Source organism: Chryseobacterium luteum (assembly GCF_000737785.1).
In the GTDB taxonomy this organism is placed as follows: Bacteria; Bacteroidota; Bacteroidia; order Flavobacteriales; family Weeksellaceae; genus Chryseobacterium; species Chryseobacterium luteum.
Genome location: NZ_JPRO01000004.1, coordinates 186195 through 202788, shown reverse-complemented (window position 1 = coordinate 202788; position 16594 = coordinate 186195). Strand labels below are relative to the sequence as shown.

The 16594-nt window shown below is 39.7% G+C and carries 14 protein-coding genes and 3 tRNA genes; 15 read left to right on the top strand and 2 right to left on the bottom strand.

Annotated features, from left to right (window positions below):
- Positions 1–9: 9 nt before the first annotated feature.
- From IX38_RS07740 to IX38_RS07700, 9 genes are all read left to right on the top strand, one after another.
- Entirely contained in the window at positions 10–723 is a 714-nt protein-coding gene (locus IX38_RS07740) for a DUF434 domain-containing protein (RefSeq protein WP_034703517.1), read from the top strand.
- Between the two features lies 1 nt (position 724).
- A complete protein-coding gene (locus tag IX38_RS07735; protein WP_034703700.1) occupies positions 725–1375 on the top strand; it encodes a hypothetical protein in 651 nt (216 codons plus the stop codon).
- 48 nt (positions 1376–1423) lie between these two features.
- Positions 1424–2809, top strand: coding sequence for an SDR family NAD(P)-dependent oxidoreductase (locus tag IX38_RS07730; protein ID WP_228377924.1), 1386 nt, complete (start codon positions 1424–1426; stop codon positions 2807–2809).
- Positions 2810–2814: 5 nt separating this feature from the next.
- Positions 2815–2884 (top strand) — tRNA-Ala (locus IX38_RS07725).
- 115 nt (positions 2885–2999) lie between these two features.
- Positions 3000–3425, top strand: coding sequence for a hypothetical protein (locus IX38_RS21890; RefSeq protein ID WP_051884553.1), 426 nt, complete (start codon positions 3000–3002; stop codon positions 3423–3425).
- Positions 3412–5328 (top strand): hypothetical protein, encoded by a 1917-nt coding sequence (locus IX38_RS07715; protein ID WP_034703514.1) that lies wholly within the window; start codon positions 3412–3414, stop codon positions 5326–5328. Before IX38_RS21890 ends, IX38_RS07715 begins: the two co-directional genes overlap by 14 nt.
- Positions 5329–5333: 5 nt before the next feature.
- Positions 5334–5403: transfer RNA gene (locus tag IX38_RS07710), tRNA-OTHER, on the top strand.
- Positions 5404–5457: 54 nt separating this feature from the next.
- Positions 5458–5526, top strand: a tRNA-Cys gene (locus IX38_RS07705).
- Between the two features lie 29 nt (positions 5527–5555).
- The gene (locus IX38_RS07700) at positions 5556–6341 is read left to right on the top strand and encodes a TatD family hydrolase (protein WP_034703512.1); all 786 of its coding nucleotides are present in this window, start codon (positions 5556–5558) and stop codon (positions 6339–6341) included.
- Positions 6342–6405: 64 nt separating this feature from the next.
- Here the strand turns inward: IX38_RS07700 and deoD are convergent, their stop codons facing one another.
- Entirely contained in the window at positions 6406–7116 is a 711-nt protein-coding gene (gene deoD / locus IX38_RS07695; RefSeq protein ID WP_034703510.1) for a purine-nucleoside phosphorylase, read from the bottom strand.
- A gap of 324 nt (positions 7117–7440) precedes the next feature.
- On the opposite strand from deoD, the gene IX38_RS07690 reads away from it, so the two are divergent.
- The 6 genes from IX38_RS07690 (at position 7441) to IX38_RS07665 (ending at position 15147) form a co-directional block, all read left to right on the top strand.
- The gene (locus IX38_RS07690) at positions 7441–8088 is read left to right on the top strand and encodes a hypothetical protein (protein ID WP_228377923.1); all 648 of its coding nucleotides are present in this window, start codon (positions 7441–7443) and stop codon (positions 8086–8088) included.
- 129 nt (positions 8089–8217) lie between these two features.
- Positions 8218–9351: an AAA family ATPase gene (locus IX38_RS07685; protein WP_034703508.1), complete on the top strand. Its 1134-nt coding sequence runs from the start codon at positions 8218–8220 to the stop codon at positions 9349–9351.
- Positions 9324–10067, top strand: coding sequence for a hypothetical protein (locus IX38_RS07680; protein WP_034703506.1), 744 nt, complete (start codon positions 9324–9326; stop codon positions 10065–10067). The genes IX38_RS07685 and IX38_RS07680 overlap by 28 nt, the downstream gene beginning before the upstream one ends.
- Complete coding sequence (locus tag IX38_RS07675) at positions 10058–12439, top strand: hypothetical protein (RefSeq protein WP_034703504.1); 2382 nt, start codon at positions 10058–10060, stop codon at positions 12437–12439. Before IX38_RS07680 ends, IX38_RS07675 begins: the two co-directional genes overlap by 10 nt.
- On the top strand, positions 12429–14135 hold the full coding sequence (locus tag IX38_RS07670) for a hypothetical protein (protein WP_034703502.1): 1707 nt from the start codon (positions 12429–12431) through the stop codon (positions 14133–14135). The genes IX38_RS07675 and IX38_RS07670 overlap by 11 nt, the downstream gene beginning before the upstream one ends.
- Positions 14125–15147, top strand: coding sequence for a soluble NSF attachment family protein (locus IX38_RS07665; RefSeq protein WP_228377922.1), 1023 nt, complete (start codon positions 14125–14127; stop codon positions 15145–15147). Before IX38_RS07670 ends, IX38_RS07665 begins: the two co-directional genes overlap by 11 nt.
- A gap of 66 nt (positions 15148–15213) precedes the next feature.
- Here the strand turns inward: IX38_RS07665 and IX38_RS07660 are convergent, their stop codons facing one another.
- Positions 15214–16593 (bottom strand): SDR family NAD(P)-dependent oxidoreductase, encoded by a 1380-nt coding sequence (locus IX38_RS07660; protein WP_034703499.1) that lies wholly within the window; start codon positions 16591–16593, stop codon positions 15214–15216.
- Position 16594 lies beyond the last annotated feature (1 nt).

Here is a 16594-nt window from a genome sequence, read left to right as displayed (position 1 = left end):
TTTTTGACCATGAATAACAGAAACCGCGGAAAAAATACAGAAGATGATGCACTGTTCGGTTCAGAAAAACAGGTTGATAAGCTGAAAACGGCAGTTCAGGATATGCTGTACTTATTGAGCCGGGATTATCCTGAAAAAGCAGCCTCCGAACTGGTTGGGAACCGATACAGGCTCAAGACCCGCCAGATCCAGGCATTGCGCGGTGCCTCAGCATCGGAAAAGCAGGTTGGGAGCAGAAAAATGAGACAGCTCCGGGCATCGGAACTGAAAGATAAAACCCTTTATCTGGACGGGTTCAATGTGTTGATCCTTATGGAAAGCCTGCTTTCAGGAGCTTACATCTTTGAAGGGATGGATGGGTGTTTCCGCGATCTTTCCGGAGTCCACGGAACTTATAAAAAAGTGAATCAGACTTTGAGGGCAGTGGAGCTTGTTGCCCTGTTTTTCCAAAAATCTGAAATACATAAGCTGTTTTGGATCTTTGATCAACCGGTTTCCAATAGCGGCAGGATCAAACAGATCATTCTTGATTTTGCCCGGGAAAATAATCTCAACTGGGAAGCCGGACTGGAGTATAATCCGGATAAATTTTTAGCGGAAAATTCAGACATTTCAGCGTCTTCAGATGCATGGATACTGGATAACTGCAAAAACTGGTTCAATCTCATAGGATATTTAATCACAGAAGAAAAACTGGATGTTAATCTGGTTAAAATGTTTTAAAATGTATTTGTTTAAACCTTATATCCCGCTGATTTCCCATTCCTGGAAAGAAAAATACCAGGCTGTTCTTGCTGAAGAACATTTGCAGACCATGGAAAATAACATGGTTAAGTTTCGTGGCAATATCCTGGAATGGAAGCTTCCATATTTTAATGAAGAAATTAAAACAGACAGAAAAGAAAGTTTTGATGTGTTTATCAATATATTTCAAAGTAACAATAATGATCAGATGAAAGCTGAGCAGCTCGAAAAGCTTCCTTTTGAACATTGGCTGAATATTTTGGGACAGCGCCTTACTTCTGCCAGCATCCGCGATGAAAATGCGGTTCCACCTTTAAAAGAGATGTTAATTGAAGCCTGCATAAAACCCTTTAATAACGAAATTACCATTGCACAGAGAGCCTGGGAAAAGCATATCGGAAGAATGGATGATCAATTCTGGGGCGAAATCAAAGGAAATAATTTACAGAAACAGGAAAAAGTCATGGAAAAGATCAGCTATATTCTGGACAACAGAACCTGGTGGAATGTTTTCTATCATTACAAGCATGAACTTGTTTTCGAAGTCAGGGAAAAAGAAGGCCACGGAATCCGGTGGAGTCATGGCGGGAAACAGCTGATCGGTTTTCTTGAAAAATTTATCAACGATTGATAAATAAAATTTCAGTGCGTAAAAAGATTGCGTACTGCGCACATAATTTTGCAGACATCAACTGAAGCTATGGATTTTTCAGATCAAAAATTTTCGAAAAACGAATGGGAAACATGTCTCAGGGTTCTGAATGCTTTGAAAGACGAGCCATTTCTTAATCCTGACAATAAGATATTTTCAGGGTTGATCACGAAAATTCATAAGAACGCTAAAAAGCAGAACCGCCAGGAAAATTATTCCAGGATGAAATCTCATGATCTTGCGGTGAGTGCTGATGCTGTATTGATGCAAAAGGCATTGGCAGGAGCTTCAGCTTTCTATGATGAAGAAAAAGAGGAGACGAAACTCACTCCGCTTCAGATCCCAAAAAACTGCTACTGCTGTAACCGTAGCTATCAGTATGCTCATTCTTTTTACACAAGACTCTGTCCGGAATGTGCCGCAGAAAACTATGAAAAACGTTTTGAAACGGCAGATTTCAAAGGAAGAAATGTTATCCTGACAGGAGGAAGAGTGAAAGTAGGATGGGCAACAGCATTGAAATTGTTAAGAAACGGGGCCAATTTGGTTTTGACAACCCGTTTTCCTGCACTGGCGCTGGAAATGATGCAGCAGGAAGCAGATTACGAAGACTGGAAAGAAAGACTTTGGGTATATGGTTTGGACCTGAGAAATCTCAAGGCCATACAGGATTTTATAGATTTTTATAAAACCCGTTTTGATACGCTGGATATCCTGATCAACAACGCAGCCCAAACTATAAAATATCCCGATGAATATTATCTTCCGGTCATCAACCATGAAAGACAAAAGTTAGTTGAATTTAAAAATATCCGGAATCTTTTTCCCAATCGGACGGAAATTTCAAGCGAAATCTCAAAGCTTGAATATGCTCAGAACGATGAAACTCCGGTTGCTCTTACCCGTTTCGGACAGCCTGTGGATAACAGAGAAAAAACGAGCTGGAATTCCACATTGGAAGAAGTTTCTATGTATGAATTGGTAGAAGTGAATCTGATCAATCATATCGCTCCTTATTTTCTGATCAAAGAACTGAAACCTTTGATGAAAAACTCGGTATTTAAAGAGAAATTTATCATCAATGTGACGTCTTCGGAGGGTATTTTCAGCTACGATAATAAAACGGTATTTCATCCGCATACCAATATGACAAAGGCAGCGCTGAATATGATGACGCTTACCTCTGCAAGAGAATTTGAAAACGATCAGATTTATATGAGTGCCGTAGATGTAGGATGGATTTCTACAGGAGCCAAAGAAAGCCTTCGAAAAAAACAGTTTGAGCAGGGATATATTCCGCCGCTCGATTCCGTAGACGGAGCTGCGAGAATACTGCATCCTATCGTTGAGGGAATAAAAGGGAATTATTACAGCGGAGTATTGCTGAAAAATTATAAAATAAATACCTGGTAAAAGGAGAAACGTTAGCTCAATGGAAGAGCGCTGATTCGGCAAGTCAGAGGCGCAGGTTCGAATCCTGCCGTTTCACAGAGAATAATAAAGAAAGAAATAGTTTAACCCGGAAAAAACCAGCTTCTAAGAAGCGAATTATCGGTTCGAATCCGATTTTCTTTCGTTTTTTTATCATCAAAAAATAAAAGCCATGCTGAAAAAGATATTTGATTTTTTTAGAAATAACGGTCCTGTTGAAGAAATAACTGTTTTTCCTGCCACAGAGGAAAGAAAACTGTCTTTTACAGAAAATCAGGATATCCCTGAACTATCTGAGAATCTATTATACAAGAGAAAAGAATCTGAGGCAAGAGAAAAAATAAATAACTTAGAAGAATATACCCAAACGTATAAAGAATACTGTCTGGAAAAGACAGGTAATCAGCATACGATGAAAGCACCCGGATATAAGATCATGGAAAAGGATGGCAGTACGGAAACCTTCACTATTTCCGGTGATGCCTTTATTTTTCATGGTGAACACAAAATCCTCCGCATAGAAAGTGACTGTTTTGTGAAATACATCCAGCAGGAATACAATCCCATAACAAAACTGATAGAAAATGCATACGACTGATCCCATCACAAGATATAAAATATTCTCCGCGGAAGACCTTCCGGGGATGGCTTTTGATGATCATGTGACTGTAGAAATATATGCTAAAAACATCACATGGGACATTGAAGAACTGAACGGAAACCTGCTTCTTCGGGGAGACGGATGTCACTTTCCGAATCTGACAAAGGTCAATGGATCTCTGTCTGTAGATGCAACAGATTGCTCCCTTCCCAACCTTAAAACAGTAGAAGAAAATTTTACCCTTCACTGTCCGGCAGAAATAGAGAAGCTGGAAACGGTAAAAGGGCATTTCAAATGCATCATTGATTTTGATTTTAAAAACCTGGCAACAGTGGGAGGAGCGATTTCCCTGAAAAAAGCCAATGTCATCGCAAGAGGCAAAAAGCTGGTGCAGGCGAAAAATGTCATCCCGATCAATCATCAGTATGAAGTGGAATTTCTACCGAAAGAAGGTATTTTCAATGCAGATATTTTCGGGGATGATATTATTATTCCGCACTATGAAATCCGTGGGAAGATCAATGTTTACGGTAAAAATGTATCTTTTCCCTATCTTGAATTTCTTCAGGGGCAGATCAATATGGAATGCAGGGACAAAACCGGCCACTATTTTACGCACGATTTTCCGGAACTGAAGAAAATAGTCGGACACATCAGATTTGAAAAGACAAAAGCTTCTTTTTCGGTGCTTCAGGAAATCACAGGAAATATTCAATTGGGAACGGGCTGCTATGTCGATTTTCCGTTATTGGAAACTTCAGGAAGTATTTCTATAAATTATGGCGCTGGTGCAAGATTTCCAATGTTGAAAAATGTAACAGGAAATATCCATAATCAGGGTGAAACCTGTCATTTTATCTCTCTGGAAAAAGTAAAAGGAACGTATAAAACCTATCAGACGATTGCTCCCAAACTTCAGGAAGTAGGGGATCTGGAGATGCATACTTCTTTGGAATTTGAACATCTTAAGAGAATCAACGGAAGGCTGAATAATGCATTTAAAGTTAATTTTAAATCCCTGGAGTATATTAATTTTTTCGGTGATGAAAAACAGAACGGATCACGACTACCCGCACTGAAGGAAATTAATTTTTATCTGTATCAGAAAGATGATCATTTTGAACATCTGGCTAAAAATATTTATTTTAAGATCAATGACAGAATGTATCTTTCAAAAAATAAACTGATTCTTTCCGGAATGCCTTTCAACTATGTGGTTCACCAGCAGAATTACAGCATCCGGAAACTGGTTGCTATTCTGAAGCTGCGTCACAGCAGTTTTCAGAACTTTATGACAAGAGAATACGAACGCCAGTGGACCCAGTTTGAAACACTGTTTTTTACCAAAATTCTTGAAAAAATAGAAAAGCTCTGGAATGTGGTGGAACCCATAAAGTTTGAAGAATTCTTTGAATCTGAGGACAGAAATCTGCGTCTTTTCTGTTTTAATTATGTGGGAGTAGGAAACCTGATGAAGCGTCTGGAAGTGGAAAAGATCAATGAAGAAGAAGCGGAGCTGAATTATAACGAATACGATCAAAACGGAAATAAAACCCAGATCAGGAGAATTAACCGTTATGAGCTGTATAAAATTGAAAATAAAAAATTAGGAATTAATACGTGGCGCGAAACAGATCAGTATTCCTACGCCGTAAAATGCTGGTGTCCTTCCACAGAAAAGGAACACTGGCTTTGGATAGAGCAGGAGTATAAAGGAAATGCACTCACTGCCATCGCATCTACTTTCAGGGTACATGAAAACATTATTCCACACATCAAATGTCTGAAAAGGCAGGGCGATCTTCTGATCTGTGAGCTGGAAAGGGAAATTACACCACGCGGCTTTCCCAGAGCGCTCACTGCTTCAGAATATTTCAGTCTGCTGGAAGTGGAAGCATAAATAAAGAAACAGTAGTTTAACTGGAAAAACATTCGACTATACGGAAGGTTGCAGGTTCGGGCCCTGCCTGTTTCTATTTTAAAACTAAACAACGAAGAAATAGTAAACTCTTAAATTTTCAAATAAACGGAGGCAATAGTTTAATGGAAAAACGCACACTGCAAATGTGATATGCGGGTTCGAATCCCGCTTGCTTCCCTTTTTAATGAAAAACAAAACAAAAACAAATGAATACATACATTGATATTGGCATTAATCTGACCAATAAACAGTTCTATAACGAACACGAAGAAATCATCAACCGCGCCCTGGATAACGGGGTAGAACAAATGATCCTGACCGGAACAAGCATACGTGGAAGCAAAGAATCTGCTGAAATAGCAGAAGAATATCCTGAGATTTTATTTTCTACAGCAGGAATTCATCCCCATGATGCCAAATCTTTTAACCTGGAAAGTATCAGGGAACTTAGAAACCTTTTGAAGTCAGATCAGGTAGTATCAGTAGGAGAATGCGGACTGGACTTCGACCGGGATTTTTCCCCAAGACCTATTCAGGAAAAATGCTACAGAGCCCAGTTGAAATTAGCCGTTGAGGTGAATAAACCCCTTTTCCTTCATGAAAGATCAGCCTTTAAAAGATTTAACGAAATTACTGACGAATACCTTTCCGGATTGCCGAAAGCAGTTGTGCATTGTTTCACCGGAACTTTGGAGGAAGCGAAAATTTATCTTGATAAAGGGTTTTATTTGGGATTTACGGGCGCTATAAGTGATGATAAAAGATTTAAACAGCTGGAAGATGTCATAAAATATACCCCGCTGGACCGGATGATGATCGAAACGGATGCCCCTTTCATGCTTCCGAAAAATATGCCGAGAATGCAGAACCGCCGCAACGAACCGTCTTTCCTTCCTTACGTGGCGCAGACAATCGCTCACTGGAAGAAAATAAGCATTTCCGAAGTCGCAGAGGAGACCACAGAAACTGCCAGGAATTTCTTCAAACTATAAAAAAGAGCTCTACTGATGAAGTAAAGCTCTTTTTTTATGGCGAAACTGCTAACTTTCTTTTCTGTTAAAGACTTTTTATCGCTGATTCCAAAGCCAGTTCCATCATGGGTTTAAGGGCTTTTTCTCTTTCGTCAGCAGAAATTTTTTCGTGGGTAGGAATAATATCGGTTACCGTAAGGATCGTAGCTGCATTTTTTCCTAAATGCTGGGCATTCGCAAATAATCCGAAAGCTTCCATTTCCACAGCTGGACAGTTATATTTGGTGGCAATCGCAGGAATATTCGGGTCTTTTCTGTAGAAAATATCGCTGCTGTGTACATTGATTGATTTTGCGGCTAAAGAAAGTTCCTGAGCCGTTTCATTGATCGTTCCAAAAATATTTCCCTGATGTGGAAGGATATCATCTTCAATTTCCCATGCATATTTGGCATAGGTGCTTTCACTGGCTGCATTTTCAATATTTAAAATATCAAAAAGTTTAAGATCTGTCGTGTAGGCTCCGCAGGTTCCGATCCTGATGATGGTATCTACCTCATACTCCGTAAATAATTCAAAAGAATAGATTCCGATGCTCGGAAAGCCCATTCCGCTGGCTCCTACAGTAATCTCTTTTCCTTTATAAAGACCTGTATAATAAAAGATTCCTCTTGTTTTGCTTACCAGTTTAGCATTTTCCAAATAATTTTCAGCAATATATTGTGCACGGAGCGGATCTCCCGGCTGCAATACTACTTTAGCAATTTCTCCTTTTTTTGCACTGATGTGAATACTCATAATGTTATTTTGAAGGACAAAGATAACAACTTTTAGATTGAAACATCTAAAGATTTGTCTCTCAATAAACTAAGTTTTCTAAGCATAAATTCCCCTTCTTCCGGAGGGATGTCAGATCTTTGATCTGACGGGGTGGTCAAAAAAGAAAAAAATCCCCGGACAAACCTCATAGGTTTCCAAAACCTATGAGGTTTAATTAGGTAAAAACCATTTTACCATGAATTTAATCAGCACATTTATGAATAATTCACCACAAATATTATTTAACGTTCAATCATTCAAAGAAAAATTTTGTTCTCTGCGAAATAGTTTTATTTTTGTTAGATGATGGAAACCAGGTCCCCGTTTTTAGACACTATTTTTCTGCTTCGGAAAAGCGGCTGTATTACTGTTTTTTCAAGCTTGCAGGAGATTTCAAAAAAAGAAGAACAGGAAGCCGGGGATTATTTTGAAACAGAATTCGAAAAAGAGAGACTGGAATTTTTATCCACTGATATCAATTGTGATAAAGAAGCAGCAGTTTGGGGCGCGAAAGTTCTGTACCACAGTGCTCAGCTCTATCTTATCAGGAAAGATACATCAAAGGATCTGGATAAGCTGATTCCGAAGATAAAAATAGCCTCTGATATTTCTTCCATGTTATCTGCGGATTTATCACTGAGATTTTTACCACAGATTATTTCAGTACTGCGGACCGCAGATCCTTATGATCCGTTGGTTAAAATGCTGGAAGATATTCTCACACAGTTTCATTATTCAGGGATAGGATATCATCTTAACCTGGAGAAAATCAACTGGGAAAAAGAGCTGCAGAACAAAACTTACAGGAAATTATATCTCGAAAGGATTGTTGAAAATAAAGCTTATGCACTGGCGGAAATTCCGTATATCAACAAATTGCTGATGGCAGATTTTGGACTCCACAAGGATTCGTACTGGAGAGATTTAAAAACGGTTGCCCATGAAGATTAATGCAGCAGAAGCTTGAATACATACCTTTTTTCCGGAACTCCCGTTTACTTTTTATATCGACCTTGTTTTATTATCATAAGTGAATTATATATTTTTTTATTATTAAGATTTTTCATTAAATAAATACTAATGACTCAAAATATTACAAAACTTAATACCGTTCTCAACTACGTAAAAGATACTTTTGTAGGAAAAAATGATGTTGTAGACTTGCTGGGAATATGTCTTCTGGCTAAAGAAAACGCATTTCTGTATGGACCTCCGGGTACTGCAAAATCAGCCATCGTAAGAACATTGTCAAAAACAGTCAAAGACGGCAAAAACTTTGAATATTTACTAACCAGATTTACAGAGCCGAACGAGATTTTCGGTCCGTTTGATATCAGGAAACTAAAGGAAGGGGAACTTCTCACCAATACGGAAGGCATGATGCCGGAAGCGTCATTGGTTTTTCTGGACGAGATCTTCAATGCCAATTCCGCAATCCTGAATTCACTGCTGACCGCTCTCAACGAAAAGATCTTTAAAAGAGGAAAAGAAACCAAACATTTACCCGCCCTTATGTTCGTAGGAGCAAGTAATGTCCTTCCTGAAGATGAATCTTTAAACGCACTATTCGACCGTTTTCTGGTTAGAATTAATGTAAGTTATGTAAACCCTGAGCTGCTTCAGCAGGTGCTTCTGGCCGGAAGAAAGCTCGAAAATGAAACAGCAGCAGATATTCCCGGAATTCTGGCCGATGAAATCAGAGAACTTCAGAACCTGTGTAAAGCAGTAGACCTGAGACCCGTCTACGAAGTCTATTTAAACACCATTATCAGTTTAAGAAATACAGGAATTGCTATTTCCGACCGTAGAGCGGTAAAACTACAGAACCTGATTGCAGCAAGTGCCCTGATCTGCGGAAGAAATGAAGCCGTGCTTTCCGATCTCTGGGTACTGAAACATATCTGGGATACAGAAGAGCAGATTGAAATCCTGGAAGGCATCATCAACAGAACCATTGAAAAAGATGATCACCCCAAATCCCATCCGCAGGCCATGCAGAACAAAACTCCAAATCCGGAAGAAGTCATGAAAGATGTGAAAATCCTTGTGGAAAAATGGAACAGCGGAATGCTTAGCTTTGAAGAACAGAATGTAATCAAAGATAAATTGAGATATCTGCAGACCCGTTGCGACTGGGTCAGGAATCCGGAACAGAAACAGTATATCCAGCAAGAAATTGAAAGCTTATGGCAGAAGATCCTTCAAAGTGTATAAAAGAATTCTGGGCAGAACTTCCCCGCGCCGGTGAAGACTTTGTGGGTGCCATCCGGGACTGGAAAAATGTGCAGATTGCAGCAGATGATGATACAATATGGCTGAAAGGCTTCACCGAAGAACAGGCTGTATCCGCAGATATACGGCAGCTGCCGGATTTTGTGATGTACGAATTGCGTAAAGGACTTTTGTTTAAAAAAGAAGCCCTGGTACCAAGCAAAAAAATGAGAACAGCTTTGCTTTGGTCGCCGATATATAAAGCACTTCGTCTTACTTTTCCTGCTTCTAACAATAATTATTTCGGAATCAGTGAAAAAGTGGAGGTCAGGTTAAAACCTGGCAATGAAGAACATCCTGCCGTGGCATTGGTAAGTACAATGGCAGAAATTAAAGACTATATTCCGGCACAGCCGAATTTTAAGCTGGAAAAGATAGAATGGACGGTCATTGGTGATCAGGCTCTGTTTTTAGGAACACCCTTGTTGAGCCTGCCCGGAAAAACATACTGGACGAAAAACGGACACCTTCTGCCAGCAGGTTTTGATTTTGAATTTAAAAATTTAAGCTCTCTTTTGCAGCAGCAATATAATAAAGAGTCGGACAAATGGCTGCTGTGGAAAGAAGACGGAACTTATCTTCCCATTAAAAGAGAAGATTTCCGGCAGCTGTCTGTAAGCTCATTCCGCCTTACTGAAAAAACAAAAGAATGGATTTAACTGAATATTTCCAGTCATACGAAAACTACTTTTGGCAGTGGGAGACCGACGAGGATATCGCCGGGGATTCCGGCTACCATGATCATAACCTTATCTCAATACCGGGTGTTGGGGCTATAGCCTACAGAGCTTACGTCATGGAGATCCTGAAAGAACTTCAGCCGCAGGGATGGCCTCCTTTTGGAGCATTACTGATGGTTTTATATGCAATGCATGATGGGTACACGGATTTTGCCGGTCCTCTGAAACATGCCGCCAATTTTCACAGCATTGGAAATTTTGATTTCACAGCCGACAAGAGCATTGAGTTCCTTGAAAAATTGAAATCATTAAATAAAACCTATAAACAGGGACAGAACAGAATTGTACTCCTTCAGACACTTTTTCAGAATGCCCACAACAGAATAGCGCCCGGAAGAGCAGAAATGATCCTGACCACCTACTACAAGAGACCTCATATGCTGGCTGCAAGTGCCGAAAAAAAATATGCAGGGCCATCAGCGATTAACAGAGATTTAAGCACACTTAACCTGCTGAATGAAAAGTTCCCCACTACCCAGTCTATCGTTGATGCCATACGCGATCACATAGAAGAGCCTGAACTGGACGATGAAGTAGTAGAGCAAGAAACTACCGTAGAAACCGATAAAGATTTCATCCGGCAGCTGATTGAAGAGCCGAAAACCTTTCAGGTAGGAAGCCTGATCAAAAGAATATGGAGCGGACTGAGAATTCCGATGCGGCATCTGTCTCCCGGTCAGCAGCCCATCGGAGGAATTTCCGATATGGCCAATAAAGGCGATCTCCACAGAATGCTCCTTTCTGAATTTGCCAACGAAGATGACGTTTTCATGAACCGTGTGGCCAATAACGAAGTTTTGTATATTCAGAGAGAGATCCCGCCGGAAGAAAATATTTTTGAACGCATCATTTTAATTGATACCTCCCTGAGAAATTGGGGAACTCCTAAAGTATTGGCATTTGCATCGGCTATTGCGGTAATCAGGCATCCAAAAGCACATTCCGAATGTAAAGTTTTTGCATTGGGCCAGGCTGGAATACCAATTTGTCTGGACAAGCCGGAAAATGTGATTGAAAACCTGAACCAGGTAAGCCCGGTTCTGGAAGTTTCAGAAGCACTGGGTAAATTTTTTAATGAAGAGCATACGGAAAAAGATCTTGAAGTCTTCTTCATCACCCATCAGGAAAACCTGGCTGATGAAAAGATCCGGAAAGTGATCCACGAAAACAGGGACCGCTTGAAATTCCTTATCACCACAGCATCAGACGGCGAGCTGAATTTTTATAAGCACCATAAAGGAGCCCGGAAACATATCCAGAAAATAAAACTTCCGCTTCAGGAATTATGGGCCAATCCGCCACAGCGTAAACTGAAAGCAAATACCGTTAACGGTAAGAAAACGGATCTTCCCCAGAATTATCCGATCCTTTTTCCGACTCCTTCCAATAAAATTGCCCAATTTCTGTATGAAGGCGAATTTTATATTTTGAGCTCAAAAAAACAGCTGTTAAAGACTTACCTTTCCGATAATTATTACGACCGGAACTCTTATGATTACTATAAAATTTATCACGGCTGTGAAGTTTTAGCAGAAGATATTTCCGTGAAACCCAAAGGAGAATTTGCTCTGGCCCGGAACAGGCAGCAGCATTTTATTTTATGCCATTATCAGCCGGATAAAAAACTGATTTCAAAGCTTAACCTGAATACTAAAGAATATTCTGAGCAGAATCTTACCGGGTTTAATATTCCCTACTCCTACGATCTGATCTATTTCGGAAAGAATTTTTATCTGCATCAGCCTAAGAATTCCTCTCTTTATAAAATCAATTTAGAAGGAAATCTATCTGTAGAATCGGTTTTGAATAATGACCTTGAAATCGATAAGAATATAGCGAAAGCAGAAGCAGAAGTGGACAAACTGAATCACAGCGGGATGAAAATCATCAGCAACTTCAGCAAGATAGGAATCAATGAGAATAATAATCTTGTCGTTTCGGGAAATGAATTAGGCAGCCTGTATGACAACTCACTGAATTTTTATAAAAACAGGTTTACAATTAAGATCCTTGCAGAGCAGAACAAAAATAAATTTACATTCCAGGATGGCAGCGAGATTATTACGGACTCCCGCGGAATGCTTACCTTTAAAAGCAGCAGCACCGGGATTCCTGCGTTTTATATCCCTTCCACGGAAAATGGTTTTCTGGCACTGGCTACGGGCACAGAGTACGGAGGTTCGGAATATTATCTTCCACAACAGACCCTGCTGAAAGTAAAGACCCTGGAAGAAATGTATTCCCAATATTTAACCGCATTTATTGATCAGATCCTGAATTATGGAGTTTAGAATAAAACCTTTTCCGAAAAATACCTATCCTAAAAAAGGGCTTTTGATCAAAGACCCTTCACCACGGGTATGGCTTCAGGAAATGGAGAATTTGGGGATAGATCTCGGTAAAGTAAAATCGTATGCTGTTCCGGCAGACCGGCCCAACGTTCTGTACGGATGTCTGCTGGTGTTTTTTGATGAAGCTCCTCAGGAAATTGGAAAAAATGCTTATTTCCAATGTGTAGATGATCAACTTTTTATCCCTGAAAACACCATTTTTTATCCCAAAATCAACCCGGAAGACTGGCAGTCTGCCGGTTCTCGGTATGTAGCCATGCATCCCGATTTTGGATTGGTGAAGCTGACGGAAGAAATAGACTGGTTTTCGGTTATGCAGGAACCGGAAATAGCAGAGGGAAAAGTAAGAAAACCGTCGAATGGAGTAAAAACGCCCCAGCATATCGAAAGTTTTGCCGTTGAGATGGATGATGAAAAAGTTCTGGAATCCCTCAGGCAGCCGAAAAATGAAGAAGAGTGGATGAAAAACCTGCCTTTTGACCTCAAAAAAGTGATGGCCGGAAATAAAAAAGAAATTGAAAAATATTTAAAATATATAGAAAAATATCCTGACAGGGCTGTAGAGCTGGGAGTACCGCTGGATATTATGGGAACCTCACGCGGTGACGGCTTCGGAAAATTTAGTTTTGGAGACAACTGGCTGAGCGCCCTGTTCGGAGGTTCAGGGGATAAAAAAGAAACCGCAGGAACCCGGAATTTCCGCAGAATATTCTGGGCTGTTATCGTAATAGCGATACTTTTCAGGGTTTTTATGCCTTCAGATAAAGACAGGACCCAGAAAGAAGATTTTCTGGTTTCATCCGGTAAAATTATGAATGGTGCCGGTAAAAAGCAGGCAGATATGATCGCTTATCAGTCCGGAGTCACGGATATTGATATAAAAATTGATTCTATTTACGGAAAAACAAGGAAAAAGCTTTCCCGTGAATATTCTGCTGCCGGAGCCGCTATGTCAAAAGATGAAAATGAAAGAGAACAGTATAAAAAATCAGGTGGCAGAAACCTTGGCGAGGTCGGAAATGATATAGAAAAACTCAATACCAGAGAACAGAACAGCCGGGATTCCCTGAAAATTATTTATTCGAAAAAAATAACAAAACATCTTGTTCAGCAGGAAGAAACCATGAAACGCCGTATTTCAGATTCCCTGAAACAATATTCAAAAGGAAAGCCCGTCAACGGAGAAGTTGTAAAATTTGTATTAAAGAAAAAGCAGGTACTCATGGCAGATTCCCTTGGGAGACTATATGGAACAATTGATATGATGCAGCTGCCTCCGTCCCCGGTTAAAGATTCAAAAATAGGAAAGCTCGAATCCAGCGACAACAGTTCACATGAAAAAACAAAAGTTTCAGATATTCTGTATCTTGTTATTTTTATGTTTGGAGCTGTGGGGATTTACTCTTTCATCTTCAAAAGAAAATCATTAAACCTTGGCGGTGATAATGTACCGCTCTGGGTGAAGATCATTTTGTCGGTATTCCTTGTTTCCATGCTCGTATATCTGTTTTATCCTTTAATAAATATGTTCGGGTACAACTGGTTTGTGTGGATTCTGGTGATCTGTGTCATCCTTCTTCTTTACCGCCTGTTCAGTGAAGACAAAACTATTTTAAACCCCGGCGATGATGAATAAGCAAAAATTTATAGACAAATTCCTGATCGCATTTATGATCTTGGCCGTATTTAAGATCATAGGGATTGCCGCACAGCTTTTCCACGAAAGCTTTTGGAGCGTTGTAGGGACGCTGGCCATTTTCCTTGTAGTAGCTTTTATTATTATGATTGTGATCACTGCTTTAAAAGATAAAGAGCAGAACATGAATAATTCTGGCAAACGAGGTTCCGGTGGCGGGAATTTTTATCTCGAATCATCACTTTTTGACCGGATACGGAGTAAATATGAAGAGCTTGCCGAAAAATATATCGCTGAAAAAAATTATAAAAAAGCAGCAAAAGTATATATGAATTTACTTCAGGACAATTTCCGCGGAGCAAAAACATTGGAAAACGGGGAGTTATACAATGAAGCTGCAGCGGTTTATCTTAAAAAATTAAACAATAAGTCAGAAGCGGCCTCCTGTTATGAAAAAGCAAAACAGTACAAAAAAGCCATCGATCTTTACAAAGAAATGCAGCAGAAAGAAAAAGTAGGGGATCTGTATAAGGAACTCAACGATATCAATAATGCTTACCACTATTACCAAATGGTTGCAGATGACTATGCAGCCGGCAGCCAGATGGTAAAAGCTTCTCTGGTGTACAGCAAAAAAATGGAACAGCCTGAGGAAGCCCAGAAAATCCTGCTGAGAGGTTGGGATGAAGATAAAGATGCCTTCAACTGTCTGAATAATTATTTTGCCAATGTCTTTGATGTTAAAAAACTGGAGGTGGAAATCCAAAAGCTTTACCAGAAAACGCCTTCCTATAAAAAGGTGATCTATCTTGAAGCCATGAAGCATGAGTTTAAAAAAGATCCGAAACTACAGCCTTTGACCCGGCGGATAGCCTATGAAATCATCGCAGAAAAAGTAAGCACACGCTCCGAGATCATTAATGAACTGAAATACTTTAATCCCGATGACAGCATAATCCTGAAAGATATTTCGAGATTTAAGACGGGAAGGAATAAGATGTTGAGGAATTGAGAAAATTAAAAGATTTAAAAATTCAAGTATTAAAAAATTATAGAAAATCCCTCAGCCACCTTCTTTTTACCACCCGGTCTCCTTGTAATTCTTTAAAAGCTTTCCATAAAGATTCAAATTACCGTTATTGATCTGCACAATAGGGTGAAAAATCCGCATCGCACCATCCACTGGATCCAGCGGTGGTATTCTGGCCTTTTCAAACAGCTTTTCTCTCTTGTTTTCTGCGGCTCCGGTAGAGATCCAGCCGACATCCACGGCATTCATAAATATGCTGTCCTTCACAAAATCCGGTGCTGAGGTTTTGGTAAGCATATTCAAAGCTGCTTTCGTCATATTGGTGTGCGGATGAAATTCATTTTTACTTTTATAGCTGAACTGTCCCTCGGTAGACGTAACATTGATGATATGTTTTCTTTCAACTTGACTTTTCTTCATTAAAGGTTTTAACGTGGAAATTAGAAGGTAGGGAGAAATATGGTTAATAAGATTCACTTCCAGAAGCTCTTCAGTACCAATTTCATCCATCACAGAATTCCAGCTGTTTTTATCCCTGAAATCTTTTGGCTGCCCAAACCTGTTCGCTGGAACCATATCAAGACTTTCGTCAGATAATGTTAAAAGCTCATTTTTGTCATTACTTATCGGTGTTTCATTTCCTATTAAGTTCCTGTTTTCAGAATATGATGATAAAAGAAGCTGTTCTTTGAGCCTTAGAGGTTCATAATAATCAGAAGGATATTTAATGGTTTGAGCCGCATTATTCACCAGGATTTCAATGCTTTCAAAATTTTGATAACAGTATTCTGTAAATTCGTGCACCGACCTGATGTTTCTTAAATCAAGGCCATACAGGAAAAGCCGGTCCTTCCACTGTTCGTAATCTGCTTCTTTCCTGAACTGCTCAAATCCAAGCGCCGGAAACCTCGACGTGGCAATGACTTTCGCACCGTTTCTCAAAAACTGTAAAGCTGCGGCATAGCCTATTTTCACCCTTCCGCCGGTAATGATAACCGTTTGTCCGCTGAGATCATATGCAAGATTTCTGTTTTTATAATTCTCATCCGCACAAGTTGGACAAAGTTTATGATAGAAAAAATGCATATTGTGGTAAGGCTGATGGCAGCAATAACATAGCTGAGGCTTCTGAATGGATGAAAATGAGGTTTCCTCTTCAGTATGAAAGTATAAAGTCCGGTTTTCTAAAGCCTGCTGTACAATAACAGACTTTTTAAGAATTTTAAGATCTGAATCTTCACCATTTTTAGACGAAGTGAGATAATCATCCAGATTCTTTTGGATATTCTTCCTGGCCTTTTTCCGGATAGAGGAAATCAGGGTTTTGAAGCGCCGGTTGTCCGGATTATTCAGAGGATCTGCCTGAAGAGCTTCCAGAACCTTTAAACAGGCTTCCCATTCTTCGGTACTGAATGGATATGGGTCCATA

Coding starts and splice junctions, on each gene's coding strand:
- IX38_RS07740 (WP_034703517.1), top strand. CDS start 10: ATGAATAACAGAAACCGCGGAAAAAATACAGAAGATGATGCACTGTTC.
- IX38_RS07735 (WP_034703700.1), top strand. CDS start 725: ATGTATTTGTTTAAACCTTATATCCCGCTGATTTCCCATTCCTGGAAA.
- IX38_RS21890 (WP_051884553.1), top strand. CDS start 3,000: ATGCTGAAAAAGATATTTGATTTTTTTAGAAATAACGGTCCTGTTGAA.
- IX38_RS07715 (WP_034703514.1), top strand. CDS start 3,412: ATGCATACGACTGATCCCATCACAAGATATAAAATATTCTCCGCGGAA.
- IX38_RS07700 (WP_034703512.1), top strand. CDS start 5,556: ATGAATACATACATTGATATTGGCATTAATCTGACCAATAAACAGTTC.
- deoD (WP_034703510.1), bottom strand. CDS start 7,116: ATGAGTATTCACATCAGTGCAAAAAAAGGAGAAATTGCTAAAGTAGTA.
- IX38_RS07690 (WP_228377923.1), top strand. CDS start 7,441: ATGATGGAAACCAGGTCCCCGTTTTTAGACACTATTTTTCTGCTTCGG.
- IX38_RS07685 (WP_034703508.1), top strand. CDS start 8,218: ATGACTCAAAATATTACAAAACTTAATACCGTTCTCAACTACGTAAAA.
- IX38_RS07680 (WP_034703506.1), top strand. CDS start 9,324: ATGGCAGAAGATCCTTCAAAGTGTATAAAAGAATTCTGGGCAGAACTT.
- IX38_RS07675 (WP_034703504.1), top strand. CDS start 10,058: ATGGATTTAACTGAATATTTCCAGTCATACGAAAACTACTTTTGGCAG.
- IX38_RS07670 (WP_034703502.1), top strand. CDS start 12,429: ATGGAGTTTAGAATAAAACCTTTTCCGAAAAATACCTATCCTAAAAAA.
- IX38_RS07665 (WP_228377922.1), top strand. CDS start 14,125: ATGATGAATAAGCAAAAATTTATAGACAAATTCCTGATCGCATTTATG.
- IX38_RS07660 (WP_034703499.1), bottom strand. CDS start 16,593: ATGGACCCATATCCATTCAGTACCGAAGAATGGGAAGCCTGTTTAAAG.